The following is a 17331-nucleotide window of genomic DNA, read 5'->3' on the forward strand; positions in this document are numbered from 1 at the left end:
TTTTATTATATGTTAACTTTCAAATTAACGTTTTAGTAGCATTATAACGTAAACGGTTGAAGAATGATTTTCTGGTTCAATTTGTATAGAAGTTTGAGATTCATTTAAAAACAAAAAAATATTTTTAGTATTAATACTGTTAAGTACATCTAATATATAATACACATTAATTGATATTTCTATTGTATTATCAAAATATTCAACGTTAAACTTATCTTGTGCAGTTTCTTCTTCTTGGTTATCAGATATTGTTTTTAGCTCACCATTTTTAATAATAATTTCAATTCCAGAGAATTTTTCATGTGACAGAATAGAAGTTCGTAATAATGATTGTTTTAATAAATTATTGTTGATAATAATAGGTTTTTTAGGTTGATCTAATAAAACGCTATTATAATCAGGATATTTTCCTTCGATTAATTGAGTAGTAAAAATTAAATTATTGATGTATATCCTCAAATTATTAGTTCCTATTAAAATATGTAATAACGTTTCTTTTGTATTTAGTAATCTTAATATTTCTACTATTCCTTTATTTGGAATAATAATAGAAAAAGAATTTATACTTTCTTTTAAAAAAGTATATGATGTTGCTAGTCTATATCCATCTGTTGAAACGCTTCTAAAGCAATTTTCTTTTTTTTCGAATAACATACCGTTAAGATAATAACGAACATCTTGCTTCCCCATTGCAAATTCAGTTTTTAAAATCATATTTTTTAAGGTATCTGATGATATATAAAAACTAGAAGTATGATCAAAATTTTGGCGATTAGGAAAATTTTCAGCTGGTAAGGTTGATAGTATATAACTACTATTTTCGCAAGAAATATATATTTTATTATTTTTTAATTGTATTTGAACATCTGATGTTGTTGGTAAATTTTTGCAAATATTTAATATTTTTTTTCCTGAAATAGTTATTTTACCTGGTATATGTTCTCTCAACGTTTTGATGTTTGCAATTATTTCATTTTCTAAATTTGTTGTTGTTAAAAATAATATACCTTTTTTGATTTCTATAAGAATATTTTCTAAGATAGGAAGTGATGTGTTTTTAACTAACAAACGAATAATTTTTTTTAAATTTTCAACTAAAATATTATTTTTAATAACGAATTTCATAAAATCACACGGATAAAGTTCTAATTAAGTTGGAAAAATCTTCTTTAATATCATGACATTCTTTTCTTAATTGTTCAATTTTACGACAAGCATGTAGCACGGTGGTGTGATCTCTTCCACTAAATGCATTACCAATTTCTGGTAAGCTATGATTAGTTAATTTTTTTACCATAGCCATAGCCATTTGTCTTGGTCTAGTTATTGAACGAGAACGTCTTCTAGATAATAAATCTGATATTTTGATTTTATAGTACTCTGCAACTGTTTTTTGGATGTTATCAATTGTTATCAGCTTTGTTTGTAAAGCTAATATATCTTTTAGTGCTTCTCGTGCGAATTCAATTGTAATAGATCTATGCGTAAAATTAGAATTAGCAATTATTCTATTTAAAGCGCCTTCTAGTTCGCGAACATTAGAACATAAACGTTTAGCGATAAAAAAAGCGACTTCGTCAGGTAGTATAATTTTTTTTTCATCGGCTTTTTTAATTAGTATAGCCACTCTTGTTTCTAGCTCTGGTGGATCTATAGAAATAGTTAAACCCCATCCAAATCTTGATTTTAATCGATCTTCCACACCCTTTATTTCTTTTGGATAACGATCTGAAGTTAATATAATTTGATGATTTCCTTCTAAAAGAGTGTTAAATGTATGAAAAAATTCTTCTTGAGAGCGTTCTTTATGCGCAAAAAATTGAATATCATCAATTAACAATGCGTCAACTGAACGATAATATAATTTAAATTTTTCGATTTCATTGTTTTTTAAAGCTTGAACCATATCTTGAACAAAACGTTCAGAATGCATATAAGTTATTTTCATATTATATTTATATGTTAATATCTTATTTCCAATAGCGTGAAGCAAATGTGTTTTACCTAACCCAGTTCCTCCATATAAAAAAAGTGGATTATAAGAATTACCTGGATTATGAGCTACTTGAGAAGCTGCTGCACATGCCAACTGATTGGATTTTCCTTCTATAAAGTTTTCAAATTTATTTTTTTTATTAATGTTAGAATTATAAGATATATCATTCGAAATAGGTATTTTATCCCATTTTCGTTTTATTTTTATTTTTTTTAAATAGTTTAAACTGTTTTTTTTAAATTTTTTTTCTTCAGAATTTTGGTATACTTTAAATGTTAATAATGGTGTGTTTAATCCACAAACACTCTTTAGTATTTTTTTAAAAGTAATTAAATATTTATCTTTTACCCACTCTAGTATAAATTGATTTGGAGCATGTATTTCTAAAATATTGTTGTTTAGTTTAGCTTTCAGAGAGCGTATCCACATACTAAATTCTGTGGATGGTAACTCATCCTGTAACTGGTCAAGACATTGTTTCCAAAGACAAAGTGACACGGTATAGACTCCAAGCCAACGAATTGAATAAAATTAAAGTTTTATAAAAAATTTTTTATTTCTATGTTAAAAAATTATATAACATCATATTTTTAAAGTAAAAGTTATATAATTTAAAATGGGTTCATATAAAAAAAATGATCTGACTTATTTTCTGGGTGTTTACTTGGTAAAATTATTTTATCTATATTTTATTTTTACAACTCATAACTTAATCGTATATTTAAAATAAAATATCAAAATATTTATAAATATTTTTCATATTTTAAAAAATTTTAAAAATTTTTTTGAAATAAATTAATTTTTAAAAATATGTTTTTTGTATTTATACTTAACTAATTATACAATCTTATTAATTTTTTCTAGGTAAATATTAAAATGAAGCGAACTTTTCAACCATCAATATTAAAGCGTAATCGTTCACATGGGTTTAGAATTCGAATGGCAACTAAAAATGGCCGTTATATTTTATCACGAAGACGTGCTAAATTGAGAGCTCGTTTGAGTATTTCTAATAAATAATAGGTTTCATATAATGTTAAATTATTTTTTTAAAAAAAAATCTAGATTATTAAAGCCTATAAATTTCGAATACGTTTTTAAAAAAAATTGCGTTCAAAAAAATTTTGAACTAACTATTTTAGGACGACCAAATTTATTAGGATATCCTAGATTAGGTATTAATATACCTAGAAAAAATATAAAATATGCATATAAGCGCAATATAATTAAAAGATTAATTCGAGAAACTTTTCGTTTATTACAACATAAATTAACTTCTATGGATTTTGTAGTAATAGCCCAAAAGAATGTTATTTTTCTAAAAAATAAGAATGTTATTAACATATTGGAGAATTTATGGTTAAAATATCGTCAATAATTGTACGATTTTTAAGTTTCTTTATTTTGACTTATCAGTATTGTATCAGTCCTTTTATGCAATCACGTTGTCGTTTTTATCCAACTTGCTCAACGTATATGTTATTATCTTTACGTAAATTTGGTTTTATTAAAGGTGTGATATTAACAATTTTTCGTTTATTTAAGTGTCATCCATTGCATTCGAATGAATGCAATTCTATATCTTTAAATGCAAAAGATAAAAGCGAATATTAATTATGGAAGTACAGCGTAATTTTTTTATTTTTGTTTTTTTGTTTGTCTCTTTTTTATTGTGGCAAAAATGGCAAAACCAATCATTTTCAAACGATTATAATAATGAAAAAAGCAGTATAAATATTAATTTTAAAAAAAAAGATTATCTTAATCACATTGTAATTAAAAACGATGTCATCCGTTTAGTGATAAATATGCATGGAGGCGATATAGAAGAAGCTAGCTTATTAACTTATAAAGATAAATTAAATTCTCCTAAACCACTTAAATTGTTAGAAACAAGATCAGATTTTATTTATCAAGCACAAAGTGGATTGATCGGAAGAGATGGTCCTGATAATGCAGAGAATTATAGCAGACCACTCTATCATGCAAAAAATAATTTTTTTGAATTGAAAAAAAATCAAAAAGAATTACGTGTTCCAATAATTTTTACTAATAAAAATAATGTTATTTATACTAAAACTTTTATTCTTAAACCAGACAAATATGATATAAAGATAGAATATAACATACATAATTTTAGCAAAAATAGTTTACAACTTCGCATGTTTAATCAGTTAAAACAAACCATCAAACTTCCTAAAGAACGCGATATTTATAGTGGAAATTTTGCTTTACAGACATTTCGAGGAGCCGCATATTCAAGTACTGATACAAAATATGAAAAATATAAGTTTGATGATATTTCTAATAATCAACAATTACATATTTTCACTAAAAGTGGTTGGATTGCAATGTTGCAACAATATTTTTCTGTAGCGTGGATACTTGAAGAAGATGTAAATTTGAATACTATTTACACCTCTTATATTGATCATAATATTGCCGCTATCGGATATAAATCTTCTTTTTTTAATATTCCCTCTGGTTCAGAGTCTATTATAACATCAAAAATTTGGATAGGTCCTGCTTTACAAAAAGATATGGCATTGGTAGCTGCAAATTTAGATTTAACAGTAGATTATGGATGGCTTTGGTTTTTATCACAACCGTTGTTTAAGTTGTTAAGTATGTTACATAGTATTATAGGAAATTGGGGTTTTTCTATTGTTTTAATTACATTTATTATGAAAGCTATAACTTATCCTTTAACAAAAGCACAATACATTTCTATGGCTAAAATGCGAAAATTACAACCTAAAATTAATGAAATAAAAAATAATTTTAGTAAAAATAAACAGCGTATGAGTCAAGAAATAATGAATTTATATAAAAAAGAGAAGATTAATCCATTAGGAGGTTGTTTGCCTGTTTTTATACAAATGCCTATTTTTTTATCTCTTTATTATATGTTAATTGGATCTGTCGAATTGCGTCATGCTCCTTTTTTGCTATGGATTAAAGATCTATCTGATCAGGATCCTTATTATGTTTTACCTGTTATTATGGGTATTACAATGTTTTTTATTCAAAAAACATCATCTAGTCATTCTTCGGATCCATTGCAACAAAAAATAGCACATTTTATGCCTGTTGTTTTTACTGTATTTTTTTTATGGTTTCCCGCTGGATTAGTTTTATACTATATAGTGAGCAATTTAGTCACTATTATACAACAAAAAATTATTTTATTTAATTTTGAAAAAAGAAATAATTAAAGTAAGAATTTTGATTTTAATTTAAAAAAAATTTATTTTAAATAAGAAAGTATTTTATGATACGAAATGATACTATTGTTGCTCCAGTTACTTACCCAGGTAAAAGCTCTGTTGGAATATTACGTGTTTCTGGAATAAATGCAAAAGAAGTTGCGATAAAAATTCTAGGTAAAATACCTAAACCAAGATTTGCAACGTACACAAAATTTTTAAATAAAAATAATAAAGTTTTAGATCAAGGAATATCTTTATGGTTTCCTGCTCCTTTCTCGTTTACAGGCGAAGACGTATTAGAATTGCAAGGACATGGCAGTCCGTTGCTAATGGACTTATTGATAAAAAGAATTTTATCTATTAAGCATACAAGATTAGCTAAACCAGGTGAATTTTGTGAGCGTGCTTTTTTAAATGGTAAAATTGATTTAGTTCAAGCTGAGGCTATAGATGATTTAATTAATTCTGAAACTGAATCTATGGCAAAAGGTGCATTAAGTTCTTTAGAGGGAAGTTTTTCATATTACATAACTAATCTAGTTGAAAGATTAAATAAATTTCGTATTAATATCGAGTCTAGTATAGATTTTTCAGAAGAAGAAATTGATTTTAATTTTGATGATATTATTCTTCAACATTTAAAAGAATTAGATAATCAATTTTTACAAATAAAAAAAGTGATTATAAACAAAAGCGTGATAAGAGAAGCGAAAAAAATTATAATTTTTGGGCCTCCTAATGCTGGAAAATCTAGTTTATTAAATGTTTTATCTTCGCGTAATCGAGCAATAGTCACGAATATTCCTGGTACAACACGCGACCTTCTTTATGAGCATGTAAATATTAATGGTTTTTTATGTGAAATAATTGATACAGCAGGTTTACATAATACTAAAAATGAAGTTGAAAAAATTGGTATTAATCGAGCCTGGGATACACTTAAAACATGTGATCATGTTTTATTTGTAATAGATAAGACAATAGATATTGAAATACAAAAGAAAATATCGCATGATTTTATTAAAAAAATTAATTCATATAATTGTTGCATACAAACAACTTTCGTTTTAAATAAAAATGATTTATTAAAAGATGAATTTGATATAAAAAAAATAGGAGATTATTACTTCATTAGTATTTCTGCTATTACAGGTCAAGGATTAGATATATTAAAGAAACATCTTGTAAAAGTAGAAAAAAATAAAGAAAAAGAAGGTTTATTTGTTGCTAGAAGACGTCATTTACATCAAATTGAATTATCTTATGTTGAGTTTCTAAAAGCAAAAAAAACATGGTTAAATTATAAAAATATTGAGTTATTAGCTGAATCATTGCGCTTAATAAATCAATTATTAGGAGAAATAACAGGTTCTTTTAGTTCGAATGATTTATTAAGTCGTATTTTTTCTACTTTTTGCATAGGAAAATAAATTGTTAGAAAAATTTATGCCCGGAGGCGGAATTGAACCGCCGACACGGGGATTTTCAGTCCCCTGCTCTACCGACTGAGCTATCCGGGCATTTTTTACATTAAATCATCAAAGGTAAAACTTTGTCAATACTTTTTTTGTCTAAATTAAATTACATACTATATTAAGAACTGATTTAAACAATATTTAAAAAAAACTCATTAAAAATAATTTTTACCCTTGAAACTTTTCATAAGCATCCCTATATTTAATATTAAAGATAAAATATTAAAAAATATAAATCTAAAAATATATTTTAAATAAATAAAAGGATTATTCACAGGAGTATTGTTATATGAAAATTCGTCCGTTGCATGATCGTGTACTTGTAAAACGTCAAGAAGCAGAATCAAAATCTGCCGGTGGTATTGTTCTTACAGGATCTGCTGCCAGCAAGTCAAACCGAGGCACAGTTACAGCAGTTGGTAATGGTCGTATTCTGGATAATGGAAATATTAAACCATTAGATGTGAAAGTTGGAGATATTGTAATTTTTAACGAAGGTTATGGTGCAAAAACAGAAAAAATTGATAACGAAGAATTATTAATTTTAACTGAAAGTGACATTTTAGCGATTGTTGAATAGTAAAATATGCTAACTATGCTTATATATCTATAAAAAATATATTTAAGGAAATGTCAAAATGGGTGCTAAAGATGTAAAATTTGGTAATGAAGCTCGAATTAAAATGCTTCGTGGGGTTAACGTATTAGCTGATGCAGTTAAAGTTACTTTAGGTCCAAAAGGTAGAAATGTAGTTTTAGATAAATCCTTTGGAGCTCCTAGTATTACGAAAGATGGTGTTTCAGTAGCTCGCGAAATCGAATTAGAAGATAAATTCGAAAATATGGGAGCTCAGATGGTAAAAGAAGTTGCATCCAAAGCGAATGATGCAGCTGGAGATGGAACTACAACAGCAACGTTGCTAGCGCAATCAATAGTTAATGAAGGTCTAAAAGCTGTTGCCGCTGGAATGAATCCTATGGATTTAAAACGAGGTATTGATAAAGCTGTAATTAGTGCTGTTGAAGAGCTTAAAAACTTATCGGTACCTTGCTCTGATTCTAAAGCAATTACACAAGTAGGTACTATTTCTGCTAATGCTGATGAAAAAGTTGGTGCTTTAATTGCTGAGGCTATGGAAAAAGTAGGTAATGATGGAGTTATTACAGTAGAAGAAGGAACAGGTTTACAAAACGAACTTGAAGTTGTTAAAGGTATGCAATTTGATCGAGGTTATTTATCGCCTTATTTTATTAATAAGCCAGAAACTGGAATTGTTGAATTAGAAAATCCATATATTTTAATGGCTGATAAAAAAATTTCTAATGTTCGAGAAATGCTTCCAATATTAGAATCTGTTGCAAAATCTGGAAAACCATTGTTAATTATTTCAGAAGATTTAGAAGGAGAAGCTTTAGCTACGTTAGTCGTCAATTCTATGCGTGGAATTGTGAAAGTTGCCGCTGTTAAAGCTCCTGGATTTGGTGATAGAAGAAAAGCAATGTTACAAGATATTTCGATTCTAACTGGAGGTTCTGTAATTTCAGAAGAACTAGCAATGGAATTAGAAAAATCTACTTTAGAAGATTTAGGACAAGCAAAACGTGTTGTAATTAATAAAGATACGACAACTATAATTGGTGGTGTTGGAGAAAAACATGCCATCCAAAGTCGTATTAGTCAAATTCGTCAAGAAATTCAAGAAGCTACTTCTGATTATGATAAAGAAAAGTTAAATGAGCGTTTAGCTAAGCTATCTGGTGGTGTTGCAGTACTGAAAGTTGGAGCTGCGACAGAAGTAGAAATGAAAGAGAAAAAAGCTCGTGTCGAAGATGCTTTACATGCAACTCGAGCTGCTGTAGAAGAAGGTGTTGTTGCTGGTGGTGGTGTTGCATTGGTACGTGTAGCTGGAAAAATATCTAGTTTACGCGGACAAAATGAAGATCAAAATGTTGGAATTAGAGTAGCTTTACGTGCAATGGAAGCTCCTTTACGTCAAATTGTTTCAAATTCAGGTGAAGAACCTTCTGTAGTAACTAATAATGTAAAAGACGGAAAAGGTAATTACGGTTATAATGCTGCGACTGATGAATATGGAGATATGATTGATTTTGGAATATTAGATCCTACTAAAGTTACAAGATCTGCTTTACAATATGCTGCATCTGTTGCTGGTTTAATGATTACAACAGAATGTATGGTAACAGATTTACCGAAAGATGAAAAATCTTCTGACACAAGCGCTTCTCCTGCCGGTGGAATGGGTGGAATGGGCGGAATGATGTAAAAATTTTTTAGTTAATCATTGTTCAAATTAATTTAAAGATTTCTTTCCTCAGATATATTTTCTGAGGAAAGAATTGATTTTAAATAAAAATAAAAGTTTCATAGCTAAAATTGTAAGAGTTATATTTTAAGATATAAATAACTTTTTAAAATAATTTAATTTTTTTATTTTATTAATTATAAAAACTTATTTTAAATTTTTTTAGTTAATGCATAATAAATATATATTGAAATTTTGTTTTTATAAGAAAGATTAATATCTTTCGTTATAGAGGTTTCATGAGAGTATATCAAAGCAATAATTTTCGTGTTGGTTGCAAAATTATTTTTGAAAATCAACCTTGTTTAATAGAATCCAGTGAATTTGTTAAACCTGGAAAAGGCCAAGCTTTTGTTCGTGTTAAATTAAGAAAATTGTTAACAAATCAACTGATAGAAAAAACATTTAAATCAACAGATTCATTAGAAGTAGCTGATGTTTCAGAATATAAATTATCTTATTTATATAATGATGGTAATTTTTGGTATTTTATTAATAATGACACTTTCGAAGATTTATCAGTGGAAAAACAAATTATCGGTTTAAATTCAAAATGGTTATTAGAGCAAGATACGTGCATTATTACTTTTTGGAATAACCAACCCATTTCTATTACACCTAATATTTTTGTAGAGTTAAAAGTAGTAGATACAGAAGCAACTTTAAAAAGTGATACTATAAGTACAAATACTAAATTAGCTAAATTAAGTACAGGAGCAGTTGTAAAAGTTCCATCATTTATACAAATTGGATCTTTAATTAAAATTGATACACGTTCGGGTGAGTATGTAGCTAGAGTTAAATAAAAACCTCAAATCAAACATTTATTAGTATTCATCGCCTTTGACATATTGTCTATAGCTTTCCCATTCAAAAGTTAACCATAAACTATTACCTAATCTCATTCTATCAATTACTCTTTCTCCTAATAAGTTTTTCATTCCTTTATGATCTAAGTTTGATAGCATACCAGTAGATCGTTTTGAAGATGATCTTCTATCAACGATTTGGTTGATAATTACTTTTTCATATCTTGACTCAGTTTGCATTCCAATTTCATCAATCATTAATAAATCAACACTACTTAGATTATGTAATAAATTTTCTTCAGTGATATTGCTAGATCCGCTAAATGTACCTTTCATATTGGACATTAAATCGGCTACCGTTACTATTAAAATACTTTTTCCATGTAAAATTAAATAGTTTCCTATAGCTGATGCTAAATGATTTTTACCAGTTCCAGGTCGACCTGAGAAAATAAAACTTGCAATATTTTCATTAAACTCTTCAGCGTAACGTTTTGCTGCTTTAAGTACTTTTCTTTGCCCTTCATGTTCAATTTTATAATTTTCAAATGAACAATTCATATATAATTCACGAATTCCAGATCTTCCTAACACTCTTTGCATTTTCATTGCTTTATTTTGACGTAATATTGATTCAGAAGATATTCTTCCTTGTTCTTGATTCCAAGCTAGTAAATCTTGATCATTTTCAAATTTAGGTTTTATATTGTTAGGCATAATGCGTTGAAGACGTTTAAAAAATTCAGTATAAAATGTCATTAGTTCCCTCTAAATCCATCAGGTGTTTTTTTATCAGGTACTGGTATATAAGTAATATCTTTTTGTTTTTTAAGCAAATTAAAAGAACGCACTTTCTGTAGACTTCTTGCTAATTTTTGCTCCCATTGTACGTGATAAAAAAAACAACCTTCAGCTTCCCAATAAGAAATAAAAGCATTAAGTTCGTGACTTGATACTTCTTTATCTAATATTATACCCCATAACGCTGCTTTTCGAAGAAAGTCTTTATCAGGAGTCCATTTTGAATGCATAGAAAATTTTTGTTTTATTTTTTTTTCTTTTGATATATCTTCTTGTTCAAAATTGTATTCAAGATCAAATATTTTTTTTAATACTGTTGGAGTTACAACATAAAAAAGAATTTTTTTATTTTTTGATATAGATAGAACTCCATTTTTAGCTTCATTTATCATATTAATAGGATTTTTACAAAATAAATCTAGATTTATATTTTTAGATACTAAAATTTTCATAAATTTTGATTCCATTTAATTTGTTAATGCTTTTAAATTTTAATCTTTTCGTAAATATAAAGATAGAATGCAATATTATTGGTTGTTTTTTTTTTATATAAAGTAAAATTATGTGGTATGATTAAAGATTGATTTTTTTTAGTTTCTATATAAATTATTGACTTATTTTTTATCCATTTTCTTTTCTCTAGTAAAATTATAGTATTTTCTATTAATTTTGTATTATATGGTGGATCTATAAATATTATATCATATGGTTTCTTCGTTTTTTTTAACCACTCCAAGGTGTTCGTATGTATGATTTCTATGTTAGATACATTTAATTCTTTTGAGTTTTTTATCAATGAAAATACGATTTTTTTTTCTATTTCTAGTAAAGTAACAAATTCAGCATGTCGAGATATAGCTTCTAATCCTAATGCCCCACTTCCTGCGAAACAATCTAGACAACGAGAATTTTTAATATCTTTAGCAAGCCAATCAAATAGTATTTCTCTAATTCGATTAGTTGTTGGACGTATATTTAAATTATTTTTAAAAGATATTTTCTTTCCCTTAAGCTTGCCTGAAATAATATAAACTCTTCCATTTTTTCTTAAAAAAGAATTATACATTTTATTAGATGTCTATGTTAGTGATATAATTCATTTTATTATTAAATATAATTTAAATAAATATTTAATTTTGCATTTTTATAATATTGAGTAAATAATTTTTACTTTTTAATTAGGAGGTAATTGAATGAATGATAATAAAAAAAATAATTTATTCTCTTGGATTAATTCAAAAATCATTAAAAGAAATAAATCTGATTTAAATAAAAATGAAATAAATAAAAAAATTAATACTGTAGTTATTAAAAAACAAGAATCTAAAAATAATATAAAAATTGATTTTTTTTTTAAATTAAAAGAAAGTTTAAAAAAAACTAAAAATTTTTTTAATAATCGTATTATTCAGATTTTTAGTTCAAAAAATATAGATCAATCTTTATTTGAAGAATTAGAAGATACTATGATTTTATCTGATATTGGTATCAATACTACTGAAAAAATTATTAAAGGATTAATTAATGACACTAATCGTCGGAAATTAAAAAATCCAAAATCAGTATATTTTATTTTGAAAGAAAGAATGCACTTAATCTTAAAGAAAGTAGAAATACCTCTTTTAATTTCGAATAAAACGCCATTTGTTATATTAGTAGTTGGTGTAAATGGAACCGGGAAAACTACAACTGCTTTAAAATTAGCAAAAAAATATAAATTAGATGGAAAATCTGTAATGTTAGCGGCAGCTGATACATTTCGTGCTGCTGCGATAGATCAATTAAAAACATTAGGAAAAACACATGATATTCCAGTTATAGCTCAAGTTTCAGGGGCGGATCCAGCGGCAGTAGCATTTGATGCATTAAAATCTGCTATTTCTAAGAAAATTGATGTTTTAATCATTGATACAGCAGGAAGACTACATAACAAGCAACATTTATTAGAAGAGCTTAAAAAGATAGTTAGAGTTGTTAAGAAACTAAATGTATCTGCTCCACATGAAATAGTGCTAGTGATTGATGCTTGTAATGGTCAAAATACAATTAGACAGACTGAAATGTTTAATAAATCACTTAATTTAACTGGGTTAATTATTACTAAATTAGATGGCACAGCTAAAGGAGGAGTAATTTTTTCTTTATCAGATCAATTTTCTATTCCTATTCGTTATATTGGAACTGGTGAAAAATCAACTGATTTGATTACTTTCAATAGTAATAATTTTATTAATTCTATTTTTGATGATATAAAGTAATTTTTTGTAAAATTTTAAACATAAAATAGTTTGTATTATTTGTTTCAATATTAATGTGTGTAATATTTATATAAATTTTTGATTTTAAATTTTAATTAAAGTATGATAAAAAATCCCACATACTTGTAATTTATTTAATGTATTTCATTCATGCGGGAGTTAACATGGCCAATAAAGTACAGATTTTGTCTGTTACATCATTAGGTAACTTAGATGCTTATATTAGAATAGCTAATTTATGGCCTATGTTATCTATTGAAGAAGAAAAATTATTAACTCGACGCTTACGTTATCACGGTGATTTAGATGCTGCTAGAACTTTAATTCTTTCTCATCTTCGGTTTGTCATTCACATTTCACGAAATTATTCAGGGTATGGTTTGCTTCAAGCTGATCTAATACAAGAGGGAAATATAGGTTTAATGAAAGCAGTTCGAAGATTTAATCCAGAAATTGGGGTTCGTTTAGTGTCTTTTGCAGTTCATTGGATTAAATCTGAAATACATGAATATGTGCTTAGAAATTGGCGAATTGTAAAAGTAGCAACTACAAAATCTCAAAGAAAATTATTTTTTAACTTAAGAAAAAGTAAAAATAGATTAGGTTGGTTTAATAAAGAAGAAATTGAAATAGTTGCTCGAGAATTAGGTGTAACTACAGCTGATGTTAGAGAAATGGAATCTCGTATGTCAGCTCAAGATATAACGTTTAATCCATTTCCAGATGATGATTTAAAAGATAGTAAGAATAGTTTAAATATGCATTATTTGCAAGATAAAACATCTGATTTTGCTCATGGATTTGAACAGGATGATTGGGATGAACATGCAACACATAAATTAAGTGATGCTTTGTTAGGTTTAGATCAACGTAGTCGTGATATTATTAAATCTAGATGGTTAGATAAAAGCAAAAAAAATAACACTTTACAAGCCTTGGCAAACAATTATGGTATTTCTGCAGAGCGTGTACGACAATTAGAGAAAAATGCTATGAAAAAATTAAAAATAGCTATAGAAAATTAGACTAAGAATAAAAATAATTAATTATAATATGCTCTATATAGAGTATGAGACTGTATTAAGTAATTTAAAACTCATACTCTTTTATAAAATAAATATAAATTTTTACTCTACTGTAACAGATTTCGCAAGATTTCTTGGTTGATCTATGTTAGTTCCTTTACTTAAAGCAATATAATATGCAAGTAATTGCAATGGAATTATATAAAAAATAGGCGCGATTATTTCTTCCACATATGGAACTTTTAAAGATGTTATATTTTTTTCTAAATTTATTTCTTCATCAGAGAAAATATAAATTAAACCACCTCTTGTGCATATTTCTTGGATATTTTTTTTTGTTTTTTCAAGCAACGAGTTTTTTGGCGCTGTAATAATAATAGGTATATCTTTATCAATTAATGCAAGAGGTCCATGTTTTAACTCTCCACACGGATAAGCTTCGGCATGAATATAAGCAATTTCTTTTAATTTTAATGCTCCTTCCATGGCTATTGGATACTGGTCACTTCTTCCAAGAAAAAGAATGTTTTTTGCATTATGTAATTTCTTTGCTATATTTTGAATTTCTTTATTTTTTTTTAAAATTTCTTCAATTCTATATGGTAAAATAGTTAAAACTTTTACAATTTTTTTTTCAATATTATTTTCTTTTTTTTTAATGTTTATTATTTTTGCTACCAACATTAATAAAACAGTTAGTTGTGTAGTAAAGGATTTTGTAGAAGCAACTCCTATTTCAACTCCAGCTTTAGTTAATAAATAATTATCAGATTCTTGTACTAAAGATGAACTTTTCATATTGCAGATAGTTAAATTTCCTAAATATCCTAATTTTTTAGATATTCTTAAAGCTTTTAAAGTATCTGCTGTTTCACCTGATTGGGATAAAGTAACAAAAAAACTTTTTTTTCTGACTGCTAATTTTCTAGAGGTAAATTCAGAAGCTACTTCTACGTCACATGGAATATTCGCTAATGATTCAAACCAATGTTTAGCAACCATAGCAGCATGGTAAGAAGTTCCGCATGCAACTATATGAATATGTTCTAAATGTAAAAAAATATTTTTTTCTTTCAAACCTAATTCTGAAAAATAAATAGTTTCATTATCTTTTAAACGATTTTTCAGAGCATTTTGAATGGATTTTGGTTGTTCATATATTTCTTTTTCCATGTAATATTTATATTTTCCTTTTTTTATATATTCATATTGAACATCGGATTTAATTATTTTTCTTTGCGCTATAGAATTTTTTTTATTAAAAATTTTAATTTTTTCTGATTTTACAATAGCAATATCTCCTTCTTTTAAATATATAAAATTTTTTGTAACACTTAATAAGGCAATTTGATCTGAAGCGATAAAATTTTCTCCTATACCTAATCCAATAACTAATGGGCTCCCAGAACATACAGCTATTAATTTTGATGAGTTTTTACTATCCATAATCACCATACTATAATTCCCTTTTAATTGTGTTAAACTATGATTAATAATTTCTAAAAGAGATTTACCTGCTTTTTTTTGCTCCCAATGCAATAGATGCGCAATAACTTCGGTATCTGTATCGGAATGAAATATATAACCTTTTTCTTCTAAAAAAGATTTAATTTGCAAGCTATTTTCAATAATACCATTATGAACAATAGAAATGTGTGAGGAAATATGTGGATGTGTATTTTCTTCTGAAACTTTTCCGTGAGTTGCCCATCGTGTGTGAGCAAGACCAATTTTCCCAAATAATTTTTTATTTTTTGTTTTTTTTATTAATTTGTTTACTTTACCTACAGATCTTACTCGAATAAACTTATTATATTCATTTATTAAAGCCAATCCAGAAGAATCATATCCTCTATATTCTAATCGTTGAATACTTTCAAGAAGAAAATTAGTTATATTACGTTGTGTTACTGCAGCAACAATACCACACATATAAATCTACCTTTTTTATTATAAAATAATTTTTATCAGTAAGTAGTTTTTGTCATTTTTTTTTAGCAAGAATCCAGTTTTCTTTATGTTTTTGTTCTTTTTTATTGTAAACTAAACATGGTTTTTCTACATTTTTTATTACGGTAGTACCTGCTGCAATAGTTGTATCCTTAGAAATTTTAATCGGGGCGACTAATTCACTATTGGAGCCTATGAAAACATTGTTACCAATAATTGTTTTTGATTTTTTTAAACCATTATAATTGCATGTAATGCTTCCTGCACCAATATTAACTTGAGAACCAATCTCAGAATCTCCAATATAACTAAGATGTTTTATTTTAGATTTTTTTTCTATAGTACTTTCTTTTATTTCAACAAAATTTCCTATATGTATTTCATTATTTAATATGGTGTTATTTCTAAGATGACAAAAAGGTCCTATTATACAATTTTGTCCTATTTTAACATTTTCCATAATACTATATTCTTTAATTTGAGATTTATTTTGAATAATACTATTTTTAATTATACATCCAGCTCCAATTTTTATATTATCTCCTAAAGTGACATTACCTTCCAATATAACACCGGTGTCTATTTCTATATTTTTTCCGTGTTTTAATATTCCTCTTAAGTTAAAACGACTTGGATCTTTTAACATAACTCCAGAAATCATAAGATTTTTAGTTATTTTTTTTTGAATAATTTTTTCTGAAATAGATAATTGAAGTTGATTATTGATACCTAATATTTCTTTGTAATTTACAGTTTCTACTGTCGAAATAGTACTTCCTTCCAAATAAGCTAAGTAAACAATATCTGTAGCATATAATTCTGCATCAACGTCGTTTTTTTTAATTTTTAAGATCCATCTTTTTAAATCTTTTCCATTGGCTATAAATGTTCCGGAATATACTTCTTTAATTAATTTTTCTTTATTTTTAGCGCATTTATCTTCTATAATTCTGATTACTTTTCCTTTTTTTCTTGCAACCCTACCATACCCTTCTGGATTTTTTATACTACTAGTCAACAAACTTAGATTTGATTTTTTTTTAGACTCTTGCAATTTTTTGATAGACTCTTTTGAAATAAATGGCATATCGCCATAAAGAACAATAATGTTTTCATTGTCTAAAAAATTTTTTGATGCTATATTTATGGCATCACCTGTGCCTTTTTGATGTTTTTGAATTACCCATTTTACAGAAAAATTTTGAGTTTTAGATAATATTTCTTTTATATTGCTAGTGCAAACTAATATAATTCTTTCAGGTTTAATAGATTTTGCTGTATTTAAGACATATTCTAATATTGTTTTTCCGCCTAATTTATGCAATACCTTTGGGTAATTAGATTTCATTCTACTACCTTTTCCTGCTGCTAATATCACAATAGTTGTTTTATTTTTTAACATATATATCCTTTTAATATTTATTTAAATATATAAATTTCTTCAATTAATTTATTTAAAATTATTAAATTTATCACATTATGAT

The 17331-nt window shown here is 26.5% G+C and carries 17 protein-coding genes and 1 tRNA gene; 10 read left to right on the plus strand and 8 right to left on the minus strand.

Going from position 1 to position 17331, the window contains the following annotated elements; translation table 11 throughout:
* Positions 1-24: 24 nt before the first annotated feature.
* A complete protein-coding gene (dnaN, locus tag HU701_RS00260; RefSeq protein ID WP_178918891.1) occupies positions 25-1125 on the minus strand; it encodes a DNA polymerase III subunit beta in 1101 nt (366 codons plus the stop codon).
* 4 nt (positions 1126-1129) lie between these two features.
* Positions 1130-2494, minus strand: coding sequence for a chromosomal replication initiator protein DnaA (gene dnaA / locus HU701_RS00265; RefSeq protein ID WP_178918896.1), 1365 nt, complete (start codon positions 2492-2494; stop codon positions 1130-1132).
* 378 nt (positions 2495-2872) lie between these two features.
* Here dnaA and rpmH point away from each other — a divergent pair, with 378 nt between their 5' ends.
* From rpmH to mnmE, 5 genes are read left to right on the plus strand one after another with little or no spacing between them, the layout of a single operon-like run.
* Positions 2873-3016, plus strand: coding sequence for a 50S ribosomal protein L34 (gene rpmH / locus HU701_RS00270; RefSeq protein WP_158345867.1), 144 nt, complete (start codon positions 2873-2875; stop codon positions 3014-3016).
* A 13-nt stretch (positions 3017-3029) separates the two neighbouring features.
* Positions 3030-3374: a ribonuclease P protein component gene (gene rnpA / locus HU701_RS00275; RefSeq protein WP_158345869.1), complete on the plus strand. Its 345-nt coding sequence runs from the start codon at positions 3030-3032 to the stop codon at positions 3372-3374.
* Positions 3353-3610: a membrane protein insertion efficiency factor YidD gene (yidD, locus tag HU701_RS00280; RefSeq protein WP_158345871.1), complete on the plus strand. Its 258-nt coding sequence runs from the start codon at positions 3353-3355 to the stop codon at positions 3608-3610. Before rnpA ends, yidD begins: the two co-directional genes overlap by 22 nt.
* Before the next feature lie 2 nt (positions 3611-3612).
* Positions 3613-5211, plus strand: a complete 1599-nt coding sequence (yidC, locus tag HU701_RS00285; protein WP_178918898.1) for a membrane protein insertase YidC — start codon at positions 3613-3615, stop codon at positions 5209-5211.
* Positions 5212-5267: 56 nt separating this feature from the next.
* Positions 5268-6635, plus strand: a complete 1368-nt coding sequence (gene mnmE / locus HU701_RS00290; protein WP_158345876.1) for a tRNA uridine-5-carboxymethylaminomethyl(34) synthesis GTPase MnmE — start codon at positions 5268-5270, stop codon at positions 6633-6635.
* Between the two features lie 17 nt (positions 6636-6652).
* Here mnmE and HU701_RS00295 read toward each other — a convergent pair.
* A tRNA-Phe gene (locus HU701_RS00295) sits at positions 6653-6725 on the minus strand.
* Positions 6726-6969: 244 nt separating this feature from the next.
* Here HU701_RS00295 and HU701_RS00300 point away from each other — a divergent pair.
* The 3 genes from HU701_RS00300 to efp all read left to right on the plus strand — a co-directional run bounded on the left by HU701_RS00300 (position 6970) and on the right by efp (position 9810).
* The gene (locus tag HU701_RS00300; RefSeq protein WP_053940012.1) at positions 6970-7260 is read left to right on the plus strand and encodes a co-chaperone GroES; all 291 of its coding nucleotides are present in this window, start codon (positions 6970-6972) and stop codon (positions 7258-7260) included.
* A gap of 58 nt (positions 7261-7318) precedes the next feature.
* Positions 7319-8965, plus strand: a complete 1647-nt coding sequence (gene groL / locus HU701_RS00305; RefSeq protein ID WP_158345877.1) for a chaperonin GroEL — start codon at positions 7319-7321, stop codon at positions 8963-8965.
* A 278-nt stretch (positions 8966-9243) separates the two neighbouring features.
* Positions 9244-9810, plus strand: coding sequence for an elongation factor P (gene efp / locus HU701_RS00310; protein WP_158345878.1), 567 nt, complete (start codon positions 9244-9246; stop codon positions 9808-9810).
* A 21-nt stretch (positions 9811-9831) separates the two neighbouring features.
* Here the strand turns inward: efp and dnaC are convergent, their stop codons facing one another.
* The 3 genes from dnaC to rsmD are packed head-to-tail and all read right to left on the minus strand — an operon-like array spanning position 9832 to position 11680.
* Positions 9832-10572, minus strand: coding sequence for a DNA replication protein DnaC (gene dnaC, locus HU701_RS00315; protein WP_158345879.1), 741 nt, complete (start codon positions 10570-10572; stop codon positions 9832-9834).
* A complete protein-coding gene (locus HU701_RS00320; RefSeq protein ID WP_158345880.1) occupies positions 10572-11066 on the minus strand; it encodes a DnaT-like ssDNA-binding domain-containing protein in 495 nt (164 codons plus the stop codon). Before HU701_RS00320 ends, dnaC begins: the two co-directional genes overlap by 1 nt.
* Positions 11067-11098: 32 nt before the next feature.
* Entirely contained in the window at positions 11099-11680 is a 582-nt protein-coding gene (gene rsmD, locus HU701_RS00325) for a 16S rRNA (guanine(966)-N(2))-methyltransferase RsmD (protein WP_158345881.1), read from the minus strand.
* 127 nt (positions 11681-11807) lie between these two features.
* Here rsmD and ftsY point away from each other — a divergent pair, with 127 nt between their 5' ends.
* Both ftsY and rpoH read left to right on the plus strand, forming a co-directional pair.
* A complete protein-coding gene (gene ftsY, locus HU701_RS00330; RefSeq protein WP_178918900.1) occupies positions 11808-12872 on the plus strand; it encodes a signal recognition particle-docking protein FtsY in 1065 nt (354 codons plus the stop codon).
* A 164-nt stretch (positions 12873-13036) separates the two neighbouring features.
* Positions 13037-13897 carry an RNA polymerase sigma factor RpoH gene (gene rpoH / locus HU701_RS00335; RefSeq protein ID WP_158345883.1) on the plus strand — a complete coding sequence of 287 codons (861 nt, stop codon included), beginning with the start codon at positions 13037-13039 and terminating at the stop codon, positions 13895-13897.
* 102 nt (positions 13898-13999) lie between these two features.
* On the opposite strand, the gene glmS is transcribed toward rpoH, so the two are convergent.
* Entirely contained in the window at positions 14000-15829 is a 1830-nt protein-coding gene (glmS, locus tag HU701_RS00340) for a glutamine--fructose-6-phosphate transaminase (isomerizing) (protein ID WP_178918902.1), read from the minus strand.
* Positions 15830-15881: 52 nt separating this feature from the next.
* Positions 15882-17249: a bifunctional UDP-N-acetylglucosamine diphosphorylase/glucosamine-1-phosphate N-acetyltransferase GlmU gene (gene glmU / locus HU701_RS00345; protein ID WP_158345887.1), complete on the minus strand. Its 1368-nt coding sequence runs from the start codon at positions 17247-17249 to the stop codon at positions 15882-15884.
* Positions 17250-17331 lie beyond the last annotated feature (82 nt).

This window comes from Buchnera aphidicola (Aphis gossypii), assembly GCF_013394915.1.
GTDB classification, from domain to species: domain Bacteria; phylum Pseudomonadota; class Gammaproteobacteria; order Enterobacterales; family Enterobacteriaceae; genus Buchnera; species Buchnera aphidicola_AZ.